This window comes from Microbacterium sp. P5_B6 (assembly GCF_056400345.1).
Genome location: NZ_JBFULL010000002.1, coordinates 7,215 through 27,667, shown reverse-complemented (window position 1 = coordinate 27,667; position 20,453 = coordinate 7,215). Strand labels below are relative to the sequence as shown.

The following is a 20,453-nucleotide window of genomic DNA, read 5'->3' as shown; positions in this document are numbered from 1 at the left end:
CCGAGTCCGGGTCCTGAGAGCTGGAACTCTGCGCCGAGGTCGGTGATGGAGGCCTGGTCGAGCGTGAAGAGCGTCGGCTTCGGGAATCGGACCGTGATCCAGGCGCGCCCGTTCATGACGTTGACGTCGACCGAGGCGCCAGGCGTCGGGTTGGTGACGCTCGCGGTCACGCCGGTCACGGTGAACGAGAGCTTCGTTTCCGCGCTGCTCGCTCCCGTCGTGGTGCCGGCGTCCGTGGTCAGGTCGGCGTTCTTGACCGCTCCAGGTGCGAAGCGCACCTCCCAGCGCCCGATCTCGAGATCCGTGCTGCCGATCGCGTACCGGAACCTCGTCGTGCCCGCGGTGCGCACGGCGGCCTCGAACAGCGCGTCTGCACTGCCCGTGAAGCCCTCGGAGCGCAGGACGTAGACCTTCTCGACGACGGGCTGTTGGTTCGGCGCGACGAGGTCACCCTCCCTGAGGTCGTAATACACGCCGATGTCGTCGACGAGCAGCCGGACGAACTTCATGCCCGTCGGCGTCGTCACGGCCACGATCGGGACGGGCCTGTCCGTGGTGGTCGCGCGAGCGGTGGTCTCGTTGCCGTACCAGAGGGTGAATGTCGCCCGGTTCGGCCCGAGGATGCTCGACAGGTCGAGGCTCGCGCCGGCCGGCGACGTGTAGGTGACGTCGATGTGCTTCGTCGAGCCGGACGCTCCGTTGACGACGCTGACGTCGACGGTGCCGCCGTTCGACGTCGGCGCGCCGAGATCGATCACGGGAGCGGTTCCCGTTGCGATGGGGTCGAGCCCCTCGACGACGTCGAAGGTGACTTCGTTGCCCGACGAGTTGCGGAAGCCCATCTTGAGCTTGCCGTAGAGGGTCAGCAGGCGCGCCTGGTCGGGGATGTCCGCCAGGAACAGGATGACGACATTGCCCGTCGAGACCTTCGACAGGTCGGCGTAGAGACTTCCGCTGAGCGAGATGTTGTTGTCGGCGAAGTTGAGCGTGCCCACGATGAGGATCTTGCCGTCTGTCGAGATCTTGAAGATCACCTGGCCGTTGAAGACTGCCTGCGACGTGTAGATGGAGTAGATCCGCGCGGAACCCGTGATGACCATGGGCGCGGTGAAGGCCGCCTCGAAGCCGCCAAGGCCGGGGTTCTTCGAAATCGTCTGGGCCTGCAAGGCGACCTGCTGCTGGAGCTGGAGAAGCCACTGGTCGGCGGCGACGGCGGTTGGCAGCTGCCGCGCCGTTGACCTCAGCGCGAACGGGTCGTCCATCGAGGGCAGGGTCTTGAAGAACTCGACGCCGCCGGCGAAGTCGTTGATCGTGAGACCGGAGGTGGGTTCGAGCAGGATCCCGCCCGGGACGTTGACGCTCAGGAAGACCTGCAGCGGTCCGAGCTCGGACAGGCCGAGACGGATGCCGAACCCGGCCAGGCCCGCGATCGAGATCGTGCCTTGGAGCCCGAGGTAGAAGACCCGCTGGTGGACGACCGTCGTGGTGTCGAACACCCCGATCACGCCGTAGTCGGAATTGAGCTTCAGGATGCCGCCGACGAGGCCCGCCGACACCTCGCCGCCGAACATCTTGCCCTTGACGGTGACGCCGATCGCATCGATGCCGATGATGGGGAACTTGCCCTCGATGAGGAGCGACGGCTTGATGCGGATGCCCTCGATCGAACCGGTGATCTGCAGGCCCGAGAGCCCCTTGATGCCGGTGACGCTCGCCGACAGGATCAGCTCGAAGTCCTCGGGCGCATCCTCGATGTCGTCCCACCGGATGCCGATGGCGTCGAGGCGGACCGGCAGGAACGAGGGCCACTTGAAGGAGTCGCCGGTTGCCGAGCCGACGGAGAGGAAGACGCCGAAACCGTCCAGCGCCTTGAAGTCACCGTCGCCCGTGATGGCGAAGAAGCGACCTTCGCCGGCGATCACGAGACCCCCGACCACGACCTTCGCGCCCACGGATTGGAACTGCACCATGTAGTTTGAGCCGGTCGCACCGGTGTCGAGGCGGAAGTCGCGCGCTGTCAGCGTCACGAACGTGCCGAGCCTGATCTCCAGCGTGTCGACCGTCAGCTGGAAGGCCTGGACCTTGCCCTTGACGAACGTCAGGGCGATGCGGAACGCCTCGTCGTCGAGAGTCCCGTCCGGCCGCCGGTCGTCGACCGTCAGACGATCGGTGAGGGTCGCCCCGTACGCCTTGCCGGGGAAGAGCTTCGCGCCGCCCGTCGCGATGTAGATCGATCCCGTGAAGTCGACGTCGGCCTCATCGTCTGACCCGGCAGGGGGGAAGCGCACGGCGAGTCCGGAGACGCCGACGCGGATGTCGTCGAGCTCGAGGATGCCGCCCAGCGTGATCTTCTTGTCGACGGCCGTCGGAGCCAGCGCATTGCCGGCGTCCGCAGTGCCGGCTGTCGGCGGGAGTCCGTATGCGAGCTCGGCGGTGCCCAGCTTGAAACCGTTGCCGTACACGGTCATGCCGGGGACGAGACCCGGCGTCAGCGCCTCATCGTTGTTGAACGAGATGTTGGACTTCGCCGTCGGATTGTAGGGGCGCAGCGACCCGGTGATGCCGAACTTCGGGACGGTGATCGTCGCGGTGTTGATGCGCACCAGCTCCTGGTCGAACGGCGCCTTGGGGTCGTAGGTGACCCTGATGCCCGTCGCCTGGAGCCGCGCGACATCCGGGATCTGCGCGTCGAGGGCCGCCACATTCAGGCCCCACTTGCCCGTGAGTCGGATGTCGACGTTGCCGCCGAGGAGGCCGAAGACGTCGACGGCGAGTTCGAACGAGCCGCTGAGCCCGATGAGATCGACGGTGATCCCGGAGCGCGACTGCGCCCCCGACGGCGTTCCCGTCGCGGGGGCGCCCCCCAGGGTGAGCGACGCACGCTGCACCCCGAGGATCACCGAGACGACGACTTTGCCCTCGACGAAGCCGAAGCCGCCGAGGCCGACGGTGGGTCCCTGCAGCGTGAGGGGTCCGAGCGCCATCGGACCGCCTTCGACGATCTCACCGGGCACGGGCGCGGTGAGACCGAAGCTCAGGGTCTGGGGCGTGTTGTAGGCAGGCTGCGCGATCGTGCCACTGGCGACGCTGTTCGCCGCCAGGGTGATCGTCACCGTCCCGTTGCCGCTGAAGAGCCCGAGCGTGTTGTTGGGGTTCTTGTCCTTCAGGAAGTAGCGGTACGTGACGATCGTCGCGTTCGGGTCGGCCCCTGCGATGAGCAGGGTGCCGATGATCGCCGGAACACCATTGACGAGAAGGAGGTCGCCGATCGGACCCGAGATCGTGAAGGGCGCGATCGGGTTGTTCTCGATGAGGTTCTTGAGGATGGGTGCCGGTGGCGTGTTGAGGGCCGCCGGGAGCGAGGTGTAGGTGATGTCGATGTAGCCCTGCGCGTTCAGCTGCGTCTGGCTGACCGTCGCGAGCACGAGGGACGCCACCGGCCCCGGCTTGGGGTCCGGATTGTTCGCCGTGGGGACCGGCCGGAAGACGTAGAACGTCTCCTGTTCGGCCACGAGCGGCACCGGGTTTCCTCCGGCCGTGCGGACTCCCCCTCCGACGAACGAGACGGTGACCACTCCGGTGGAGGGGAGCGCGCCCTGCCCGCTCGCAGTCAGCGCGTAGCGCCAGGTGTTGGGCTTGCCGTCGACCTTGACCGCGGCACCGGGCATCCACGTCTCGCTCGAACCGGCGACCGAGATCGTGAACTCGGCCTCCGTGTCGGTGATCGACCCGGGATCGATCGTGCCGTCGGTCGTCGTGAACGTCACGTCGATCGTTGTGAGTGTGGAACCGCGGTAGACCGATCCGCGCAGGGGTGCGGCGAGATCGGCCGTCACGATGACGGGAAGCGTCTCGGTCGCGGGAGCATTGACGACATCGGTCGGCGGGAAGAGGGCGAAGTCCGTGACGCGGAACGATCCGAGCTGGAAGCCCGTGATCGGCGAAATGGAGAACGTCGCGAAGCCCGCAAGACTCACGATCCTCTCGCCCCCGCTCTTGACGAGCGCCGTGGCGTTCCACAGTGAGATGTCGAGCGTTCCGTTCGGCTGACGTGTGAGGCGCATCGTGCCGCCGAGCCTGACGACGCCGCCGGCGTCGATGACGACGTTCTGGGCCATGAAGCTGAACGCGCCGGGCGCCATCGCGCCCGTCATCGTGCCCAGGTTGTCGAGGGTGAAGGTCTGCGAATCCGAAGCGTTGATCTGGAACGAGACCGTGCCCGAGATCTCCAGACCGTCAAGGCCCAGCAGCGCGAGCTCGCCCATCGCGCGCATCGCCCAGCCGCCTCCGGCAGCGGTCGCCTTCTCGAAGTAGATCTCGGCATTGCGGATCAGGACGCCCATCGCCTTCGGGTTGGGGATGCCGTCGAGCTTCAAGGGACCCGAGCCGACGAAGATCTCGAGGCCGCTGCCGTGGAACGTGTTGCCGCTGAGGGCGAACAGTCCTGCGCGGATCTCGACGAAGTCGCCGAACTCGAAGTCGAGGTCCTGGACGATGAAGAGGAAGGGGTCGTCCGTCAGGTCGAGGACCAGGTCGGTCTCGCCCATGTCGATCGTCTGCTTGACGCGCACGCCCGTCGTGTTGATGGCGAAGCCGACGCTCGCGTTGAGGGCGAACTTCGACGATCCCGCCGAGGCCTTGCCGGTCAGCATCCCGGCGATGCCCCCCGTCGTCGTGGAGGTGGGCAGCGGGGTCGTGGTGGCGTCGGTCACGGTGCTCGGCGGGAACACCACGAGGATGCCGGAGGCCTCCCTGAGCCCGGGATTGTTGGAGCCGATGTTCTGGCCCGAGGCGACGCTGGCACCGGTGAACGCGATGCGTGTGATCGCCGTCGGCGCCGTTCCGAACCGGTCGAACGCGATCGCGTCGACGTGGATCGTGACGGCCTCGATCACGATGTTGATGTTGTTCGCGACGACTCGGACGAAGGGGCCTTTGGGAAGCGACAGGACGCGCACGTTGGGCTGCAGCGCCACCTGGTTGCCGTTCGCCTTCCACGTGACGGTGTAGACGCCGGATGCCAGGGTGACATCGACCAGGTCGGTCGCGGCATCCGAGTCGATCAGAGCCTCGATTGTCGAGTCGACGACCGATTCGGCCGCCTCGACGTCGACGACCGTTTCCGCCGCCCCGACCACGATCGGAGCGCTGATCTCCCCCGGTTCCAGCGTGCCGTTGCGGTTCGCGTCGAAGGCAAGCGTGAACGACCCGGCCGCGGTCACCGCGATCGTCTGCTTCTCGACGCGCCCGGCATTTCCGTCCTGGGTCGTCGCGACGGACACGCCCGCGAACTGGAAGATCTCGTTGACCGCGACGCCCTGCGTGCCGGCCTTCAGCGTGTTGAGCTGGAGCGTGACCTGAGCGGTGAAGTCGAACGGGAGCCCCACGAGCGCGATGGCGCCGGTCACCTCGCCGGCCATGCCGGCGGGCGTGATGATGAAGGCGCCGTTGCCGTCCGAGAGATGCAGCCCCACATCGTCGACACGCGCGCCGATCGGATCGACAACGGCGTTGGCGCCGATGTCTCCGAGGAAGAGCGTCACACTCGTGAAGGCGAACCGGACGATCTTGGCGCCGGCCGCCGTCTTCTTCTGTTCGAGGTAGGCGACGCCCTTGAGCGTCTGCCCCATGATGCTGATCGTCGCCACGTCGCCGATGCGGCCGACCTGCACCATCAGCGTGTTCTTCGGCACCGAGAGCGTGACCTCGGTCCCGCCGAGCACGACCTTGCGCGATGCGTCGGCCGTCGTCGTGTTGACCTGCACGATGACCTTGACGCCGATGGCGAAGAGGTCGGACGGCAGGACCGCGGTGTTCACCTCGACGCCGGCCGCGAGCGCTGCGACGATGCCGGTGCGCGTCACGAGGATCGTGCCATCGTCGACGGTCGCGGTGACGTACGTCGTCGTGCCGTCGCCGAGGGCGAGCGAGACGTCCCAGAGCCTGATGATCGTCTCTTGCGTCGTAGCGTCCTTCGCGAAGGCGAAGTTGCCCTTGAGCCGCTGCCCGGCGACCTCGAGGGTGACATTCAGGCCCGCCACGGTGAAGCCGCGGGCGACATCGACGCTGTCGACCTGGACGGTCGCACCCGTCGTGTTGATCTCGACGAGCAGCTGGCCCGAGAAGGTCACGCCCGGAATCAGCACCTCGACGGTCGCCTTCATCCGGCCCGCGATGCCGCCCTTGAGGCTCCCGTCCGTCTTGATGATGTCGAATGCGCCCGAGCCGCCCCGGACGATGACGATGTCGCGATCCGGGGTCCCGATCCGGAGGCCGACGTTGGCGAAGCGGATCTTGGTCACCGGCAGATCGGTAGCAGTGAGCTCCCCGTCGTCGCCGACCGGCGTGGACTTCTCGAACGAGACATCCGCCGTCAGGACCTGGCCCGCGACATCGAGGACGAGTCCCGTGACGCTCACCTTCAGGAACGGCCCTGCAGGCAGATCGAGCGAGTAGGTCACGCCGTCGACGATGAACTCCTCGTCGACGGCGACCGGGACCACCTTGTTGCTGACGGTGCGGCGGATGTCGCTGATCTCGACCGTGACGGTCGCCTTGGCCTGGAGACCGTCGCCGAGCCGGATGGATGCGGTCGCCGAGATGGAGCCGGCAAAGCCCTCGCCCGTGAGCAGAAGCAGGGCCGTTCCGTCGCTCAGCCGCATGCCGACGTCATCGGTCTGCTCCGCGGTCCCGGCATCCTCGCCGACGAAGAGCCGCACCTCCGTGGCCGCGATCTTCAGGATCTTGATGTCATCGGTCGTGCCGGCGCGACGGTCAGGTCCTGCACCCTGCACCTGCTCGAACATGAAGGTGCCCGAGAGCTTCTGGCCGAACACCGTGATGTCGCCGCCGACGGTGACGCGGACGAACCGGCCCGCGGGAAGCTTGAGGGCCAGACCTCCGACGCTGGTGTCGATCGCGACCGGGGCCGTGTTGATCTGCAAGGCGACGTCGAGGCCCGTGCCCAGGTCGAAGTCGAGGTCGTCGAGTCCGACCAGGTCGATGGTCGCCTCGATGTCGACGGCCATGCCTGCCGAGGTCAGCAGGAACGCGCCGTGTCCGTCCTTCAGCAGGAGGCCCACGTCGTCAGCCTCGCCCGCTTCCTTGGCATCGCCGAGGAACATGCGCACCTTCTGGGCCGAGACCTTGACGACGCGAGCCGTGCCGCTCCCCGCCTGCTCGAAGGTGAAGTCGCCGCTGAGACTCTGACCGGCGACGGTGAGCGCGAGACCCGTCGCCCTCAGCGCGAAGAGCTGCGCGCCGCCCACCTGGATGTCCTCGCCCCCGACCGTCACGGTGACCGGCGTCGGGAAGGCCGTCGTGTTGATCTTCAGTGCCATCGTGGCCTGGAACCCGACACCGGGAACGTGGAGAGTGACCTTGCCGCTGAGGCTGCCCGCCATGCCCTTGAGCGGCGTGCTGCCTCCCGAGGAAGCGAGGGCGAAGCGCCCCGTACCCTCGGTGAGGGTGAGGATGTCGGTGCTGCCGTCGCCGATCCGCAGAGCGACGTTCGACAGTGCGATCGTCGTCGTCGTGCCGGACTGCTCGAAGGCGATGTCGCCGGTGAGGCTCTGGCCGGCGATGGCGAGGGTGATCCCGGTTCCGCCGACGCGGATCGCGAGGTTGCCCGCGAGGTCGAGGCTCACGGTGCGCCCGCCGAGCGTCACCGTCTCGGTCACTCGGGACGCGGTCTTGTTCATCGCGACGGCGAACGATCCGCCGATCGTCACGCCCGCCGGCAGCAGCGAGCCGAGGCTCAGAGTGCCACCGAGCGACATCGCCATCCCGGCGGGCAGGAGCACGATGAGCCCCTCGACGCCCTCGAGGATCGCGCTGCCGCCGAGAGAGACGCGGCCCCCCGCCACGGCGATGACCGTCCGCGTCTGGCCCGCCGTGTTGGTCGTCTGCTGGACGAGCAGCGAGGCCGCGATCTCGACCGTGCCGACGGTGATCTTGGTGCCCTCGCCGACGATCCGCAGGTAGGGCCCGGCCTCGAGCCTGCGCCCACCGGACAGGACGACAGCCTGAGTGGACCGATTGATCTCGAGCCGAAGCTCCGTCGCCGAGAGGGATGCCCCCGCGCCCAGGGCGATGCTCGTCTTGACGATGCTCAGCGCACCGGCGAGACCGGCCGGACCGATCTGGAGGGCTCCGGAGAACTCGACCTCACCGATCGGGGCGCCGAAGTCGGCCTTCGCGCTGATCGACACGTTGACGATCTTCGGGAGGCCCGCGCCGCCCGTCTGGCTGAAGGCCACCACTCCATCCGTCAGCTCGAAGCCGCCGATGGCGATCTTGATGTGGGTGCCTGTGATCTGCAGCGACGAGGATGCGGTCGAGATCCCGACGTTGAAGTCCCCCGTGACGAGGATGCCCGGCAGCGTCACCGTCACCTTGCCGCCGATCGAGCCCGTGAGCGTTGCCGTAGGGCCGCTGCCACTCATCAGGATCGTGCCGGTGCCACCCACCAGTGTGACGAAGTCCGTCGTACCGTCGCCGAACGCGGCCCGCGCGTTCGCGACCGTGATCGTGGTGGTCGCGCCCGACTGCTCGAAGCTGAAGTCGCCGGAGAGGCTCTGATCGCCGACGACGATCTTGACGTTCGTGCCCTCGACCTTGAGGTACCCACCGGTCGGCGGCGCGGCGGGCAGCTTGAGCACGATCGTCGTGCCGTCGAGCTGGAAGTTCTCATCCACCGCGGCGCCGGAGTTGATCGAGATGGCGAAGGTGCCGCTGAACTCGACGCTCTCGCCGGGCACGAGGATCTCGACAGTCCCGCTGACGCGGCCGGCCAGCCCTGCGGCCTTCATGACGAACACGGCCTCACCGTTGGTCAGTCTCACGCCGGCGGTGCTGCTGCCGAGCAGGAGCGTCAGACCGGACGCGATGACGACCGTCGTGCTGGGCGCCGGCGTGCCGGCGGGAGCGCCCGGGGCGAGAGCGCCACGCACCTGCGAGAAGACGAACACACCGCTCAGGGTCTGCCCTGCGACCGTGAGCCCCGCCGGTGCGCCGAGCGTCCCCACCTGTACCAGCACCGAGCTCGGCGGCAGAACGATCCCGCCGACGGTCCGCGCGGAAGTGGCGGTGTTGATCTGCAGGCGGATGGAGCCGTCCGACAGGATGAAGTCATCGCCCGCGTTGAGCATGAGCTCCGCTTCGAGGACCGTCGCGACGCCCGCGGGTGTGATCTCGAGCTCTCCCGTCGCGACGGTCGCCACCACGACGCCGTCGCCCAGACTCAGCGTGAGTGGGGTGCCCCCGCTTATCGCGGCCGCCCCGAACTTGAGCCGCAGCCCGCCGCCTGGAAGCGTCTCGAAGGCGAAGGTGCCCGTGAGCTGCTGGCCGGCGATGCCGAGCGTCAGGTCGCCGATCACGAGGATGTGCGGTGCTCCGGCGGCGCCTGCCGCGACCGTTACGGACTCGTCCTCACCACCGCCGCCGAGCGTCTCCTCGATCGTCGTCTCGTTGTAGTAGATCGTGGCCGTGCCCGCCACGGTGACACCCGGGATGCCGACGAGCTCGACGCTGCCAGAGATCGCGACGACACGGCTGCCCTTGATCCCCTTGGCGAACCCGTTGACGTTGGTGAGGTACAGGCCCTTCGCGAACGGGTTGAGTGCGTCCCCGTCGACGAAGCCCGGGCCCTGCCCCACGAAGACGCGTACGTTCTTGACTTCGATCTCGTCGCCATCGACGCTCAGTCCACCGACCACCTCCACGAAGTCCCCGAGCTTGATCGAGCCTGAGATCGAGAGGGCGATGTAGGGTCCGGCATCATCGGCGACCTGCTGATCGCTGAACAGCAGAGGCACCGACACGCCGCCGACGACGATCGTCTGATCGATCTGGCTCCTCGTGCCGTTGTAGCGCACGGCCACGGTGGCACCGGCAGCAAGGTCTCCTGCCGCCAGGGCGACGGCCCCCGAGAACGTGCCGACGATGCCGTCGGCCCTCAGCAGGAAGGCACCGACGCCCTCAGTGATCTTGAGCGGCGACTTGCCCTCCGGCGTCAGCGAGACCGTCACCTGGCTGAAGGCGATCGTCGTGACGGGCGTCGTGCCGGTGGTCCGGCTCAGGAGGAAATTGCCCGAGAACGATGGTCCGCCCGTCACGACGAGGACGCCGCGCGTGATCGCGATGTGGAGGAACGGCCCCGCGGGGACGTCGATGCCGAGGTCGGGACGCCGGACCGCTGCCGTGCCCGTGTTGATCGCGAAGGCGACGTCGCCGCCGATCTCGAGCTGGTCACCGAGGTCGAAGACGCCGTCCGTGCTGCCCGAGAAGGTCGCCGCGATCCCGGCGCCCGCGACGAGCAGGGCCCCCGACCAATGGTTGTCGGAGGTGACGGTCACGACGCCGCCGAGATCGAGGGTGATGTCGGTGATGCGGAAGGCCACGTCGCCGGCGAGCGTGCGGCTGATGGATACGAGGGATGCTCCGAACGACTGCCCGACGATTTCCAGCGACGGGTGGTCGATCTCGATCCGCAGGCCCGGCTCGATCGTCTTGCCGCCCACGACGACGCCGGCCGTTCCCGAATTGACGCGCACTGACACGTCGCCCGTCACCTCGACGTCGGGAATGGTGACCTCGAGCTTCGCCGAGACCGCGCCCGCCATGCGCGCGGCCGTGATGACGAACGTGCCCTCGATCTCGGTGACGCTCACGAGCGGCGAGGCCTCGGTCCCGAACCGGATGACCCCGTTCGCGATCGTGACGGTGAGGGTCGGCGTGACGCCGCTGCTGTCCTTGACGACCTCGATGTCGCCCGAGATCGTCTGTCCGCCGACCGTGATCTCGACATCCGTCCCCGTCACCCGGAGGTAGCCGCCGAGGCCGCCCTGCGGCAGGAGGATCGAGACGGACCCGGCACCGACTTTGAGCGTCTCATCGACCTCGGCGTCGGTCGTGTTGAGCTCGAGTGCGAGGGTGCCGGTGAGAGTCACACCGGGAACACCCGTGAGGGCGACCGTTCCGGTGACGCGGCCCGCGACCCCGGTGGTGCCGACCAGGACGAAGAGCGCCTCGCCGTTCGTCAGCGAGAGCTTCGCCGAGCCGGCCGCGATCGTGATGCGGACGTTCGCAAGCCCGACCCGCACGACGGTCGCGTCGTCGCCGCCGCCCGGTGCGCCGTCGGCGCCGTATGTCGTCGCCTGCTCGAAGGCGATGTCGGCCCGGATCTCCTGCCCCATCACCGTCAGCAGGATGTCGGTGCCCGCGACTCGCAGGTAGGGGCCGGCGGGCACCAGGAGCGAGACGGTTCCGGTGCCGACCTGCAGCGTCTCGGACACCTCGGCATCCGTGGTGTTGATCTCCAGCTCGAGCGTGCCCTCGAGGTCGAACGGCGGCTCGGTCTCGCCGGAGGGGATGTCGATGTCGACGTGGACGGACAGACTGCCGGCGACGCCCCCCGCCGTGACGACGAAGAGGCCGGTGCCCTGGGTAGCCTGGAGTGGACCCAGCGTGAGCGTGGCATCGGCGACGCCGATACGCACGACTGTCGCACCGTCGGTCGTCGTCACCTGCTCGAACGTCAGGTCCGCCTCGAGCGACTGCCCGAGAACGCTGATGGCGAGATCGCTACCGCTGACCCGGATCAGTCCGGGCACGAGTCCCACGCCGAGCACCGTCTTGGGCGTGGCGGTGGTGTTGAAGGCGATCGCGATCGAGCCTTCCACGGCGATGTCGTCGATGCCGAATTCCAGCCCGACCGTGATGCTGCCGTAAGTCCCGTCGGGTGCGAGCGTGAACTGTGCGACGTCGCCCGTCTCGCCCTCGGCGGGCTGCGAGAGCGTGAGGAGCGGTGTCGTTCCGCCCAGCACGAGCCTCGTGTTGCGCAGCGTGACGCTCAGACCGTTGACAGTCTGGACGAGCTCGACATCGGTGGTCAGGGTCTGACCGGCGATCTCGAGTGCGACATCCGTCCCCGCGACCCGCACGTAGCCGTTCTGACCACCCTCCGGCAGCTGCAGGGTCAGGGTCTGCCCGTTGATCGTGAACGACTCGTCGGTCGCGGCGACGGCCGTCGAGAACTCCACCGCGAGGTCGCCCGAGAACGCGACGCCCGGCACGTCGAGGGCGAGCGTGCCCGTGATGCTGCCCGCGACGGCGGATGCCGAGCCCCCCGTCAGGACGATGAGCGCCGTTCCATGGGTCACGGTGAGAGTGCCGCCGGCGAGGCTCAGCGAGACGTCGGTCGCAGCGATCCGCACGAGCGTGCGCGACTGGTCGGGGAGGCCGGCATCCGTCAACGGCGTGACGCTCTCGATGGCGACGTTGCCGCTGATCTTCTGACCGAGCACGGTGAGGAGGATCCCGGCGCCCTCGAAGCGGAGGTACGGGCCGCCCGCAACGTCGATCGACTGCAGGGCCGTCCCGACGACGATGGAGGCCTCGACATCCGTCGCTCCCGTGTTGAGCACGAGACTGAGATCGCCGTCGAGCTGCGCGTCGTCACCGAGCAGGACCGAGATCGTACCGTCGATGCGACCCGCGATCGCCGAGGCCGTGAGGACGAGGATGCCCGTGCCGTTCGTCAGCCGGACTCCTCGGTCGTCGCCCGCGCCTGCAATGCCCTCGTCACCGAGGAAGAGCTCGACGCCGGAGAGGCCGATGATGGTCGTGGCGACGCCGGCGGACACCAGCCGCTCGATCGCGAGGTCGGCCTCGATCTGCTGCCCGAGGAACTCGAGCGCGACGTCGACGAGCGATACGCGCAGGTAGGGGCCGGCCGGCAGCGTCTTCCCACCGACGGTGACCTCGGACGCCGTCGTGTTGACCGCGACGGACGCGACCGACGCAGCGGCGGGGGCGACGCCGATGCCCAGCGCCTGGATCCTCACGGCCGTGCTCAGCGCGCCCGCGATGCCGCCGGGACGGATGACGAGGTCGCCCGTGATCGCTGTGAGCTGCACCGCGCTGCCGAAGGCGAGTGCGCCGCCTGCGACCGTGATGGTGAGGTCTGTCAACTTGCGGTCGAAGCTGAAATCGCCGGTCAGCGACTGGTCGCCGAAGGCGAGGGTCGCGGCGGTGACCGCGAAGGACTTCTCGGCTCCCGTGAACTTCACGAGGACGCCGGGGTCCGTGCTGACCGGCATCTCGACGATCTGGTCGACCGCAATCCCCGTGTCGTTCACCCGCACGCTCGTCGTGCCGCTGATCGTCACTCCGGGGACGCCGATGAGGCTCACCGTGCCGGACGCGACGAGGGCGTGGCCCGTGCCGATCTCGACGAGCCCGATGGTCGCGCCCGTCAGGAGCACGCCGACGGCGAGCGGGTTGAGGGCGCCCGAGCCGAGGAAGGCAGGGCCCCGGCCCAGGAAGATCGTGACGCCGGTTGCCGCGACGACGCGTGCCGGCTGGCCGCCGATGACCGTGTCGCTGAAGGTCAGGTTGCCCTCGATCGTGACGAAATCGCCGATCGTGATCGAGAGGTCCGAGACCGTGAGGCGGAAGATCTGTCCGCCGGAGGGCGGCTCAGGAAGCGTGAACGGCAGGGTCTGGCCGCCGACCGTCACAGTCGTGTCGATGGCATCGTCGGTCGTGTTGATCTCGAGCAGCACGGATCCCGAGGCCGAGACGCCGCTGCCGCCGACGGTGCCCGTGCCCGAGAGGAAGCCCGCGATGCCCGAGTCGCGGATGATCAGGACGCCCGACCCGGAGTGCAACTTACCCGGCGGCGTCACGATGTCGGCTTCGACGCCCGACATCGCCACGACGATCTCGACCGCGCCGTCAGCTGCCACGGAGCGCGTGAAGGCGAACGAACCGGCGATCGTGCCGATGCCGCCGAACTCCCACTGGAGCCCTGTCGCCTCGACCCTCAGGTACGAACCCGCGGCAAGATCGACGCCGCCGACTTCGATCGGGCTCGGGGTCGTGTTGACCGCGACGCTCACCTGGGTGGGTGCGATCGCCGTGACATCCGGGATGACGATCGCCGCTGTCGCGTTGATGGTTCCGGCGACGCCGGTCGGCGTGATGAGGAACTCCCCGTCGATCTCGGTGATCTCGACGTAGGGGGTCAGCTCGGGCCCGAAGGCGGCCTCGCCGCCTTCGATCGAGACGAGGTAGGTGACGATGTCGTCCGTGACGGACCGCTGGAACCAGATGGTCCCGGCGATCTGGACGTGGGCGACCTCGATGGTGAGGTTCTCGGCGCCGATGCGGAACGTCGACGCGTCGAGCAGACCGTGGTCCTCGTCATCCGTGTTGATCTCGATGCCGAGCAATGGCACATCGACAGTCACGCCCGAAAGCGCAAGCGTCGGCTTGCCCGAAAGTGTGCCCCAGACTCCGCCTTCACCGACCGTCAGGCTCGCGTCGATGCCCGCGATCGACACGGCACCGTCCGCGAAGACCAGCGCCCCGTTGTCGATATCGATGGATGTCGTGCCAGCCGTGTTCTCGACCGTGATGGTTCCGGTCAGCCGCTGACCCGCGACGACGAGTTCGACATCCGCGCCCGTGAGCTGCAGGTAGTCCCCGCCGCCATCCGGCACCACGAGCGAGACGTCTACTCCGCCGACTGCGACCGTCGTATCGACATCGGCGCCCGTGGTGTTGAGCCGAATGACGAGGCCGCCGGTGAACGAGATGCCGGGCAGGGCGACGGACACGGTTCCGGTGAGCGAAGCGGCCACGCCGTCGGAGGTCACGAAGAGCGCGCCGACGGCATCCGTCACCGAGAGCACGTCGGTCGTTCCCGCAGTGAAGACGAGCGACCCGTTCGCCAGGCCGGCGCGGATGACGGTCTTACCTGCCGCATCGACACCGCGCTCGAACGTGACATCGGCCCTCAGGTCCTGCCCGTTCACCGTGATGGTCGTGCCGATGGCCTCGATCCGCAGGTAGGGGCCGGCCGGGATGACACCGACGGACGCCGAGCCGGTGTTCACCGTGACCGTCACGCTGGAGCCGAAGGTGAAGCCGGTGAGGTCGGTCAGGAGCGTGGCCGAGAGGCGCCCGGCAAGGCCTGCCGCCGTGATCGTGAGGTCGCCCTCGACGATGGTCACGTCGAGCAGGTCGGTCGAGTCGCCCGTGATGGCGAACTGACCGTCCTCGACGTGGATTCGCGTCTGCGTCACTCCGCCGGTCGTCGTGCGCGCGACCTCGAAGGATGCGAACCTGATCAGCTGATCCCCGAGCGTGACGTCGACGTCCACGCCCGAGACGCTGACGTGCTTCTGGCCTTCGACAGTGCTGATGTCGAGGGTCAGCCCACTCGAGAAGGCGAGTCCCGGCACCGCGATCGTCAGGGTGCCGGCGAGCGCCGCGGTCACGCCGTCTGCGTCCTTCGTGATCGTGCCGCCCCCGGCGAAGGTTGCGACGTCGGTCACGCCGTCGCCGAACCGCAGCGCCAGGTTCGTCACCGTCATGTCGTAGCCGTCTGTCGATTCGACGAAGACGAAGTCTGCGGTCATCGACTGACCGAGCACGACGAGGGTGAGTCCTGTTCCGCTGAGCGAGCCGTCCTCGTCCGCGGCGAAGGTCACCGCGACATCACCCGAGCCGTTGCCGAACGCGATCGTCTGCTCCACCTTGACGGTGAAGTCGTTGACCCGGGCGCGGAAGGCACCGCTGAGGCTCACGCCGTCCCAGTTCGTCGCCGAGATCCTGCCGGTCGCGTCCAGAGCCACCTGGGTCGCGCCGTTCCGGGACTCGATGTAGAGACCGACGACGGCGTCCGTGACGCTGAGACCGTCGGCGAGTTCGAGGGTCAGGCTCCGTGCGGCGACCGCGACGGCCGTCGTGCCGGCCACGGTGTCGATGTCGACCCGCCCTGCGAGCGTCGCGGTCACGAAGCCGGTGGCGACGATGGTCGCGGCAAGCGATCCCCTCACACCCGAGTCGTCGAGCGTGAGCGCGCCGGACCCGTCGGCGATCGCAACCGACTGGCCGCCCGGGGAAGCGAGGTCGGCGTGCAGACCCTCGATGGTGATCGTCGTCGTCCCGGTCACGTGCGTGATGCGGGCGGTCGCCTCGAGCGTCGTCCCCTCCACGTCGAGGACGAGATCGGCCGCGAGCGCGACGCCGTCGGCGCCGTTGTACGACACGGCGACATTCGTGAGCTCGAGGCTGGAACCGACAGCCGCGACCACGGCCGACGCGGCCGTCAGAGCGAAGTCGACGTCGCCCGTATCGTGGCGGGCGAACAGGTGGAGTGTTCCGCCGGTGATCTCGACCCGTCCACCGAGGCTGGCGTGGACCCCCGACGCATCGATCGTCAGGTCGCTGCCGGATTGGCTCAGAGTCGCACTCTGCGCCTCCAGGACGAGGATCTCCTCTGTCCCAGACGTGACCGTGATGCCGAACTCTGTCTCACCCGGGAGCGGGGTGATCGTGATGACGAGCTTTCCGGCGTCGAGGGTCGCGGCATCCGTCAGCGTATAAGTGGCCGTCACGCCCGCCGTCGTCGAGATCGTCAGCGCGCCGACCGCGAGGTCGAGAGCGAGGCTCGCCGTGAAGCCTGCGGAGCCCGAGTACTTGGCGTTCGTCAGCGACACGGCGTTGATCGTGAGCAGGATGCCGGTCAGCGCCAGCGCGTTCCCCAGGTTCTGGTCGGGGATCGCCTGGTTGTACGTCTGGTTGGTCAGCTTCGACTGCAGCTGCGCGACGATCAGGCCGAGCAGTCCGTCCAGCGGCGAGCCCGAGACGTAGTCCGAGAAGTGCGGTAGGGCCGCCGTCACCGTCCCGGCGCCCGAATCGACCGACGTCCCGATCGCCTGCAGCGACCCGTCGGGCGCGATGTACCAGATGCGGGAACCGGATGCCGCCGCTCCGACCGAGATCGTCAGCACGGGGTCGACGAGGAACTGCGTGATCTCGGCGCCCGTCCGCGCGTCGATCGCGCGCAGCTCGTACACGGCGGATGTCGTCACGAGTCCCGGAACGCGTGCGTCACGGGAGGCGATGACGACCCACGTGTCGGAGGCGACAGCGCCGGAGGCGAACACGAGGGTCGCACGATCGAGGGCGACCGTCCCGCCGTTGGCGGCGGAGATGAGAACCGCACCTGCAGGCGGCGTGATCGCCGGCGTCTGCGCGGGGTTCGAGACAGTGAGTGTCGCGCTCGGGTCGAGGAGGGTGACGGGAGCGCTCTGGCGGATGGTGCTGGTCGAGTCGCCTGCGGGTGCCGGAGGCCCGCGGCCCGCCTGGATCAGCACGTCGTCCCCCGCGAAGATCGGGCTGTTGACGTCGACGGTCGCCGAGCGGTGGACCAGCGGCAGGGCGTAGATGCCGTCGACGGCGATGTCCTTGCCGCCCGCCGAGCCGCCACCGGTCGAGACGGCCGTCAGCGTCACTGCACCGGCAGCCCGAAGCGGCAGCGATGCGCCGCCGAGGCTTGTCGTCGCAGCCGCGAGCACGATCGTCGCGGCGAATCCGAGCCGAGGGGCGTCAGAGATGGCAACGGCCGCTGCCGCCGCAGCGCCGGGCGCTCCGCCGAGGCTCGCGAGCACCGCCACAGCGGCGGCACCCGCCGTGGCCGGAACTGAGATCGGAGTGACGGTCGCGCCCGTGTCGGACCGGCCGTTCGACGCGATGGTCACGGCGCCGCCCGACGTCACGGCTCGGTCCACGGTCGCTGTCACGTCGTGCACGGCCAGGACGAGGGCAGCGCCCGTCCCGGTCGCGCGGGCGGACACCTGCTGCGTCGCGATGATGCTGAGGTCGCCCGTCACCGAGAGGGGCGCTCCCGATCCGGCGCCCGCCGATGTCTGGGCGATCGATGAGACGAGCGCCCATCCCGATCCGCCGTCGGCGCTCGTGCGATGCCGGCTCGACGCTTCGAGCGCGAGGTCGTGGGCGCCCGTGATGGCCGAGCCCGCTGCGACCGCACTGTCAGAGACGTCCCGCACGACGAACGCTGCGATGCCACCGTCAGGTCCTGCCGCAGTTGCCGAGGCGTCGACAGCCGAATCCGCGTCGATCCTCACGTCGGTCGCGTCGACGACGAGCTGGGCTGCCGGCGCGATGCGTGCGATCGTCTCGAGGAAGGCTCGCCCGATGGCGATGGAGCCGGCACCCGGTGCCGCACTCAGCGCGATCGCGCCGAGGCCCGACGCTCCCTGTGCGGGACCGCGCACCCCGGATGCCGAGACGCTGAGCGCACCATCGGCTGTCGCGGCGAGCAGAAGCTGCCCCGCGGCGATGCGGTGCCGCCCGTCGATCACGGCATGCGTGAGGCGCGTGACGTCGAGCTCGGCGAGAGCCACGCCGGACTCGTTGGTCGAGACGGCGGCACCGGTCGCGGAGTTGCGCGCTTCAACGCGGACGGCGCCCGTCGCCGTGATGGTCGACTGGCCGGTCACCCGCGTGATCGCCGCCGAGGAGACCCGTGCGGAGGCCACGGGACCCGAGGCCGAGGCATGCGCTGCGGAGTCGCTGGAGAGGACGACGTCGCCGCTTGCGAGGATCGTCGCGTCGGTCACCGTGACCGTCGCTGCCGACGTCGATCCCCGGCCCCCGGCAGCGGCGGAGCCGGCTGTCGCCGTCACGTCGCCCCCCGCGAGGGTGGCGCCGACGACGGTGACGGATGCCGCGGCATCCGTGAGGCCTTCCGCCGTGTCGCGGGCTGTCAGCGAGATGTCCCCTGCTGTCCCGCCTCCGCGCGTGTCGATGACGGCGCCGGTCTCGACGGCGATCGTGCGAGCGGACACGCTGAGGTCCGCGCCCGGGAGAGCCAGCGGTCCGGAGATGGCGAGCGATCCGCTGGCCTCGATGAGCGCCGCGATTCGCGGCGCGAGGAACGACAGGCTCGCGACCAGCGAATCGAGTCGCAGAAGTCCGCCGGCGCCGCTCAGCCGCGCATCGCCCAGGCCGATGACCCGCAGGAAGTCCGTTGCTCCCCTGATGGCGAGCGCGATACCCACGATCCCGGCGAGGTCGACGGTGAACGAGGCGGATCCGTCCGCACCGCGGACGACGACGGTCGAGAGCCCAGAAGCATCGACGCTCGCGGTCGCCCCGTCTTGGGCGACGAACTCGATACGCCCGCCCCGCAGGCGGAGCGTTCCGGTTGCGGCGTCGGCGGAGGTCAGCGCCAGCGTCGCGGTGCCATCCGCCACGGCCCATCCGCCGACGCCGTCCGCCGCGCCGGCCGCGGCTGCGTCGACAGCGGCCGATTCCTCTGAAGGCTGGCTGGAGTTCGCCGGCTCGCCGGCGCCCCCCACGGGCTGTGCGGGAGCGGCTGCGGGCTCGTCCGGAGTCGGCTCGCTGGGCGCGGACGCGGGATCCCCCGTCGCCGGAGCGGGTTCGGTGGGAGCGGGAGCGGATTCGACGGGAGCCGGCGCCGGAGCGGGCTCGACGGGAGCAGGCTCAGCGGGAGCAGGCTCAACAGGAGCGGGCTCGACCGGAGGGGGCTCGACCGGAGCCGGTGCAGGGAGCGCGGAGGCGTCGACGCCCCACGCCTCACCGGGCGAGAGGGTCTCGTCCATGAGACCCGAGCCGTGGCCTGCGCCGAGCGCGTGCCCGATCTCGTGGCGGACGACCGTCACGAGGTTCATCCGCGACCAGCCCCAGCCCGCCGCGTCGTCGTCGATCGCGATCGACCGGCCGGACGCCTCGCCGAGCGTCGCGCCGGAGAGCGCGGCGACGTGGGCCGAGATGCCGGAGACGTCGGCGCCCGCGGCGGCCCATTCGCCGATGGCCTGTGCGACGGCCCCCGACAGCGCGCCCTCGCTGAGAGCCTGGTCGGGGCCGACGGGGTCGCCCGGCAGCCCGCTGGCCGTCAGCGCTTCGACCTCCGGCGTTGGGGTCGGGGTCGGGGTCGGGGTCGGGGTCGGGGTCGGGGTCGGAGTGGGCGTCGGAGTCGGGGTAGGCGTCGGAGTCGGGGTGGGAGTCGGAGTCGGAGTCGGGGTGGGCGTCGACGTCGTGTCGCTGTCTTCCATGGGGCACGAGATCGACGCCGCCTGGCCGTTCGTGCCGCCGATGGTCGTGCACTGGCTCGTCGACAGCGCCTTGGCAAGGGCCTGAAGCGCCTCCTGCAGCCTCGCGTTGGCTTCGGCCTCAGCCTGCGCCGGCGCCTGCGCCTGCGCCGCTTGCTCGGCGACGAGCACCTGCTCGAGGTATGCCTCCTGCTGCGCGCGCCGGGACTGCACGCTCTGCTGGACCGCGGCCTGTCGTTCCTGCTCCGCCTCGAACAGTGCGTCCAGCGCGGCCCTGGCCTCGTCGTGCGGCAGGCTCTGCACGATCAGCACGCGTGCGTCCCTGAGCGGGATGACCGTCGGAGACGCGGGCGGGGCGGGTGACTCCGCAACCGTCCGATGCTCGCCCGGGGCGGGCGCCGTCTGGGGCGCGGCGTGAGCCGACACGCTTCCCAGCGTGATGACGAGCGTCGTCGCGAGGAGGCTTGCGATGGCCGAGGCCACGCTGCGGTGGAGCGACACGATGCCGGAGCGCGCGCCGGAGCGGCGGGGCGATGCCCCCGCGACCGAATCACTCAATGACAC

Annotated in this window: 1 protein-coding gene (only partly in view); it reads right to left on the bottom strand. The window is 69.2% G+C overall.

Annotated features, from left to right (window positions below; genetic code table 11):
* Positions 1 to 20,453 carry the 5' portion of a hypothetical protein gene (locus AC1DP3_RS01930; protein ID WP_477290754.1) on the bottom strand. 17,578 nt of this gene lie to the left of the window's left edge, so only the first 20,453 of its 38,031 coding nucleotides appear in the window; the start codon lies at positions 20,451 to 20,453; the stop codon falls past the left edge of the window.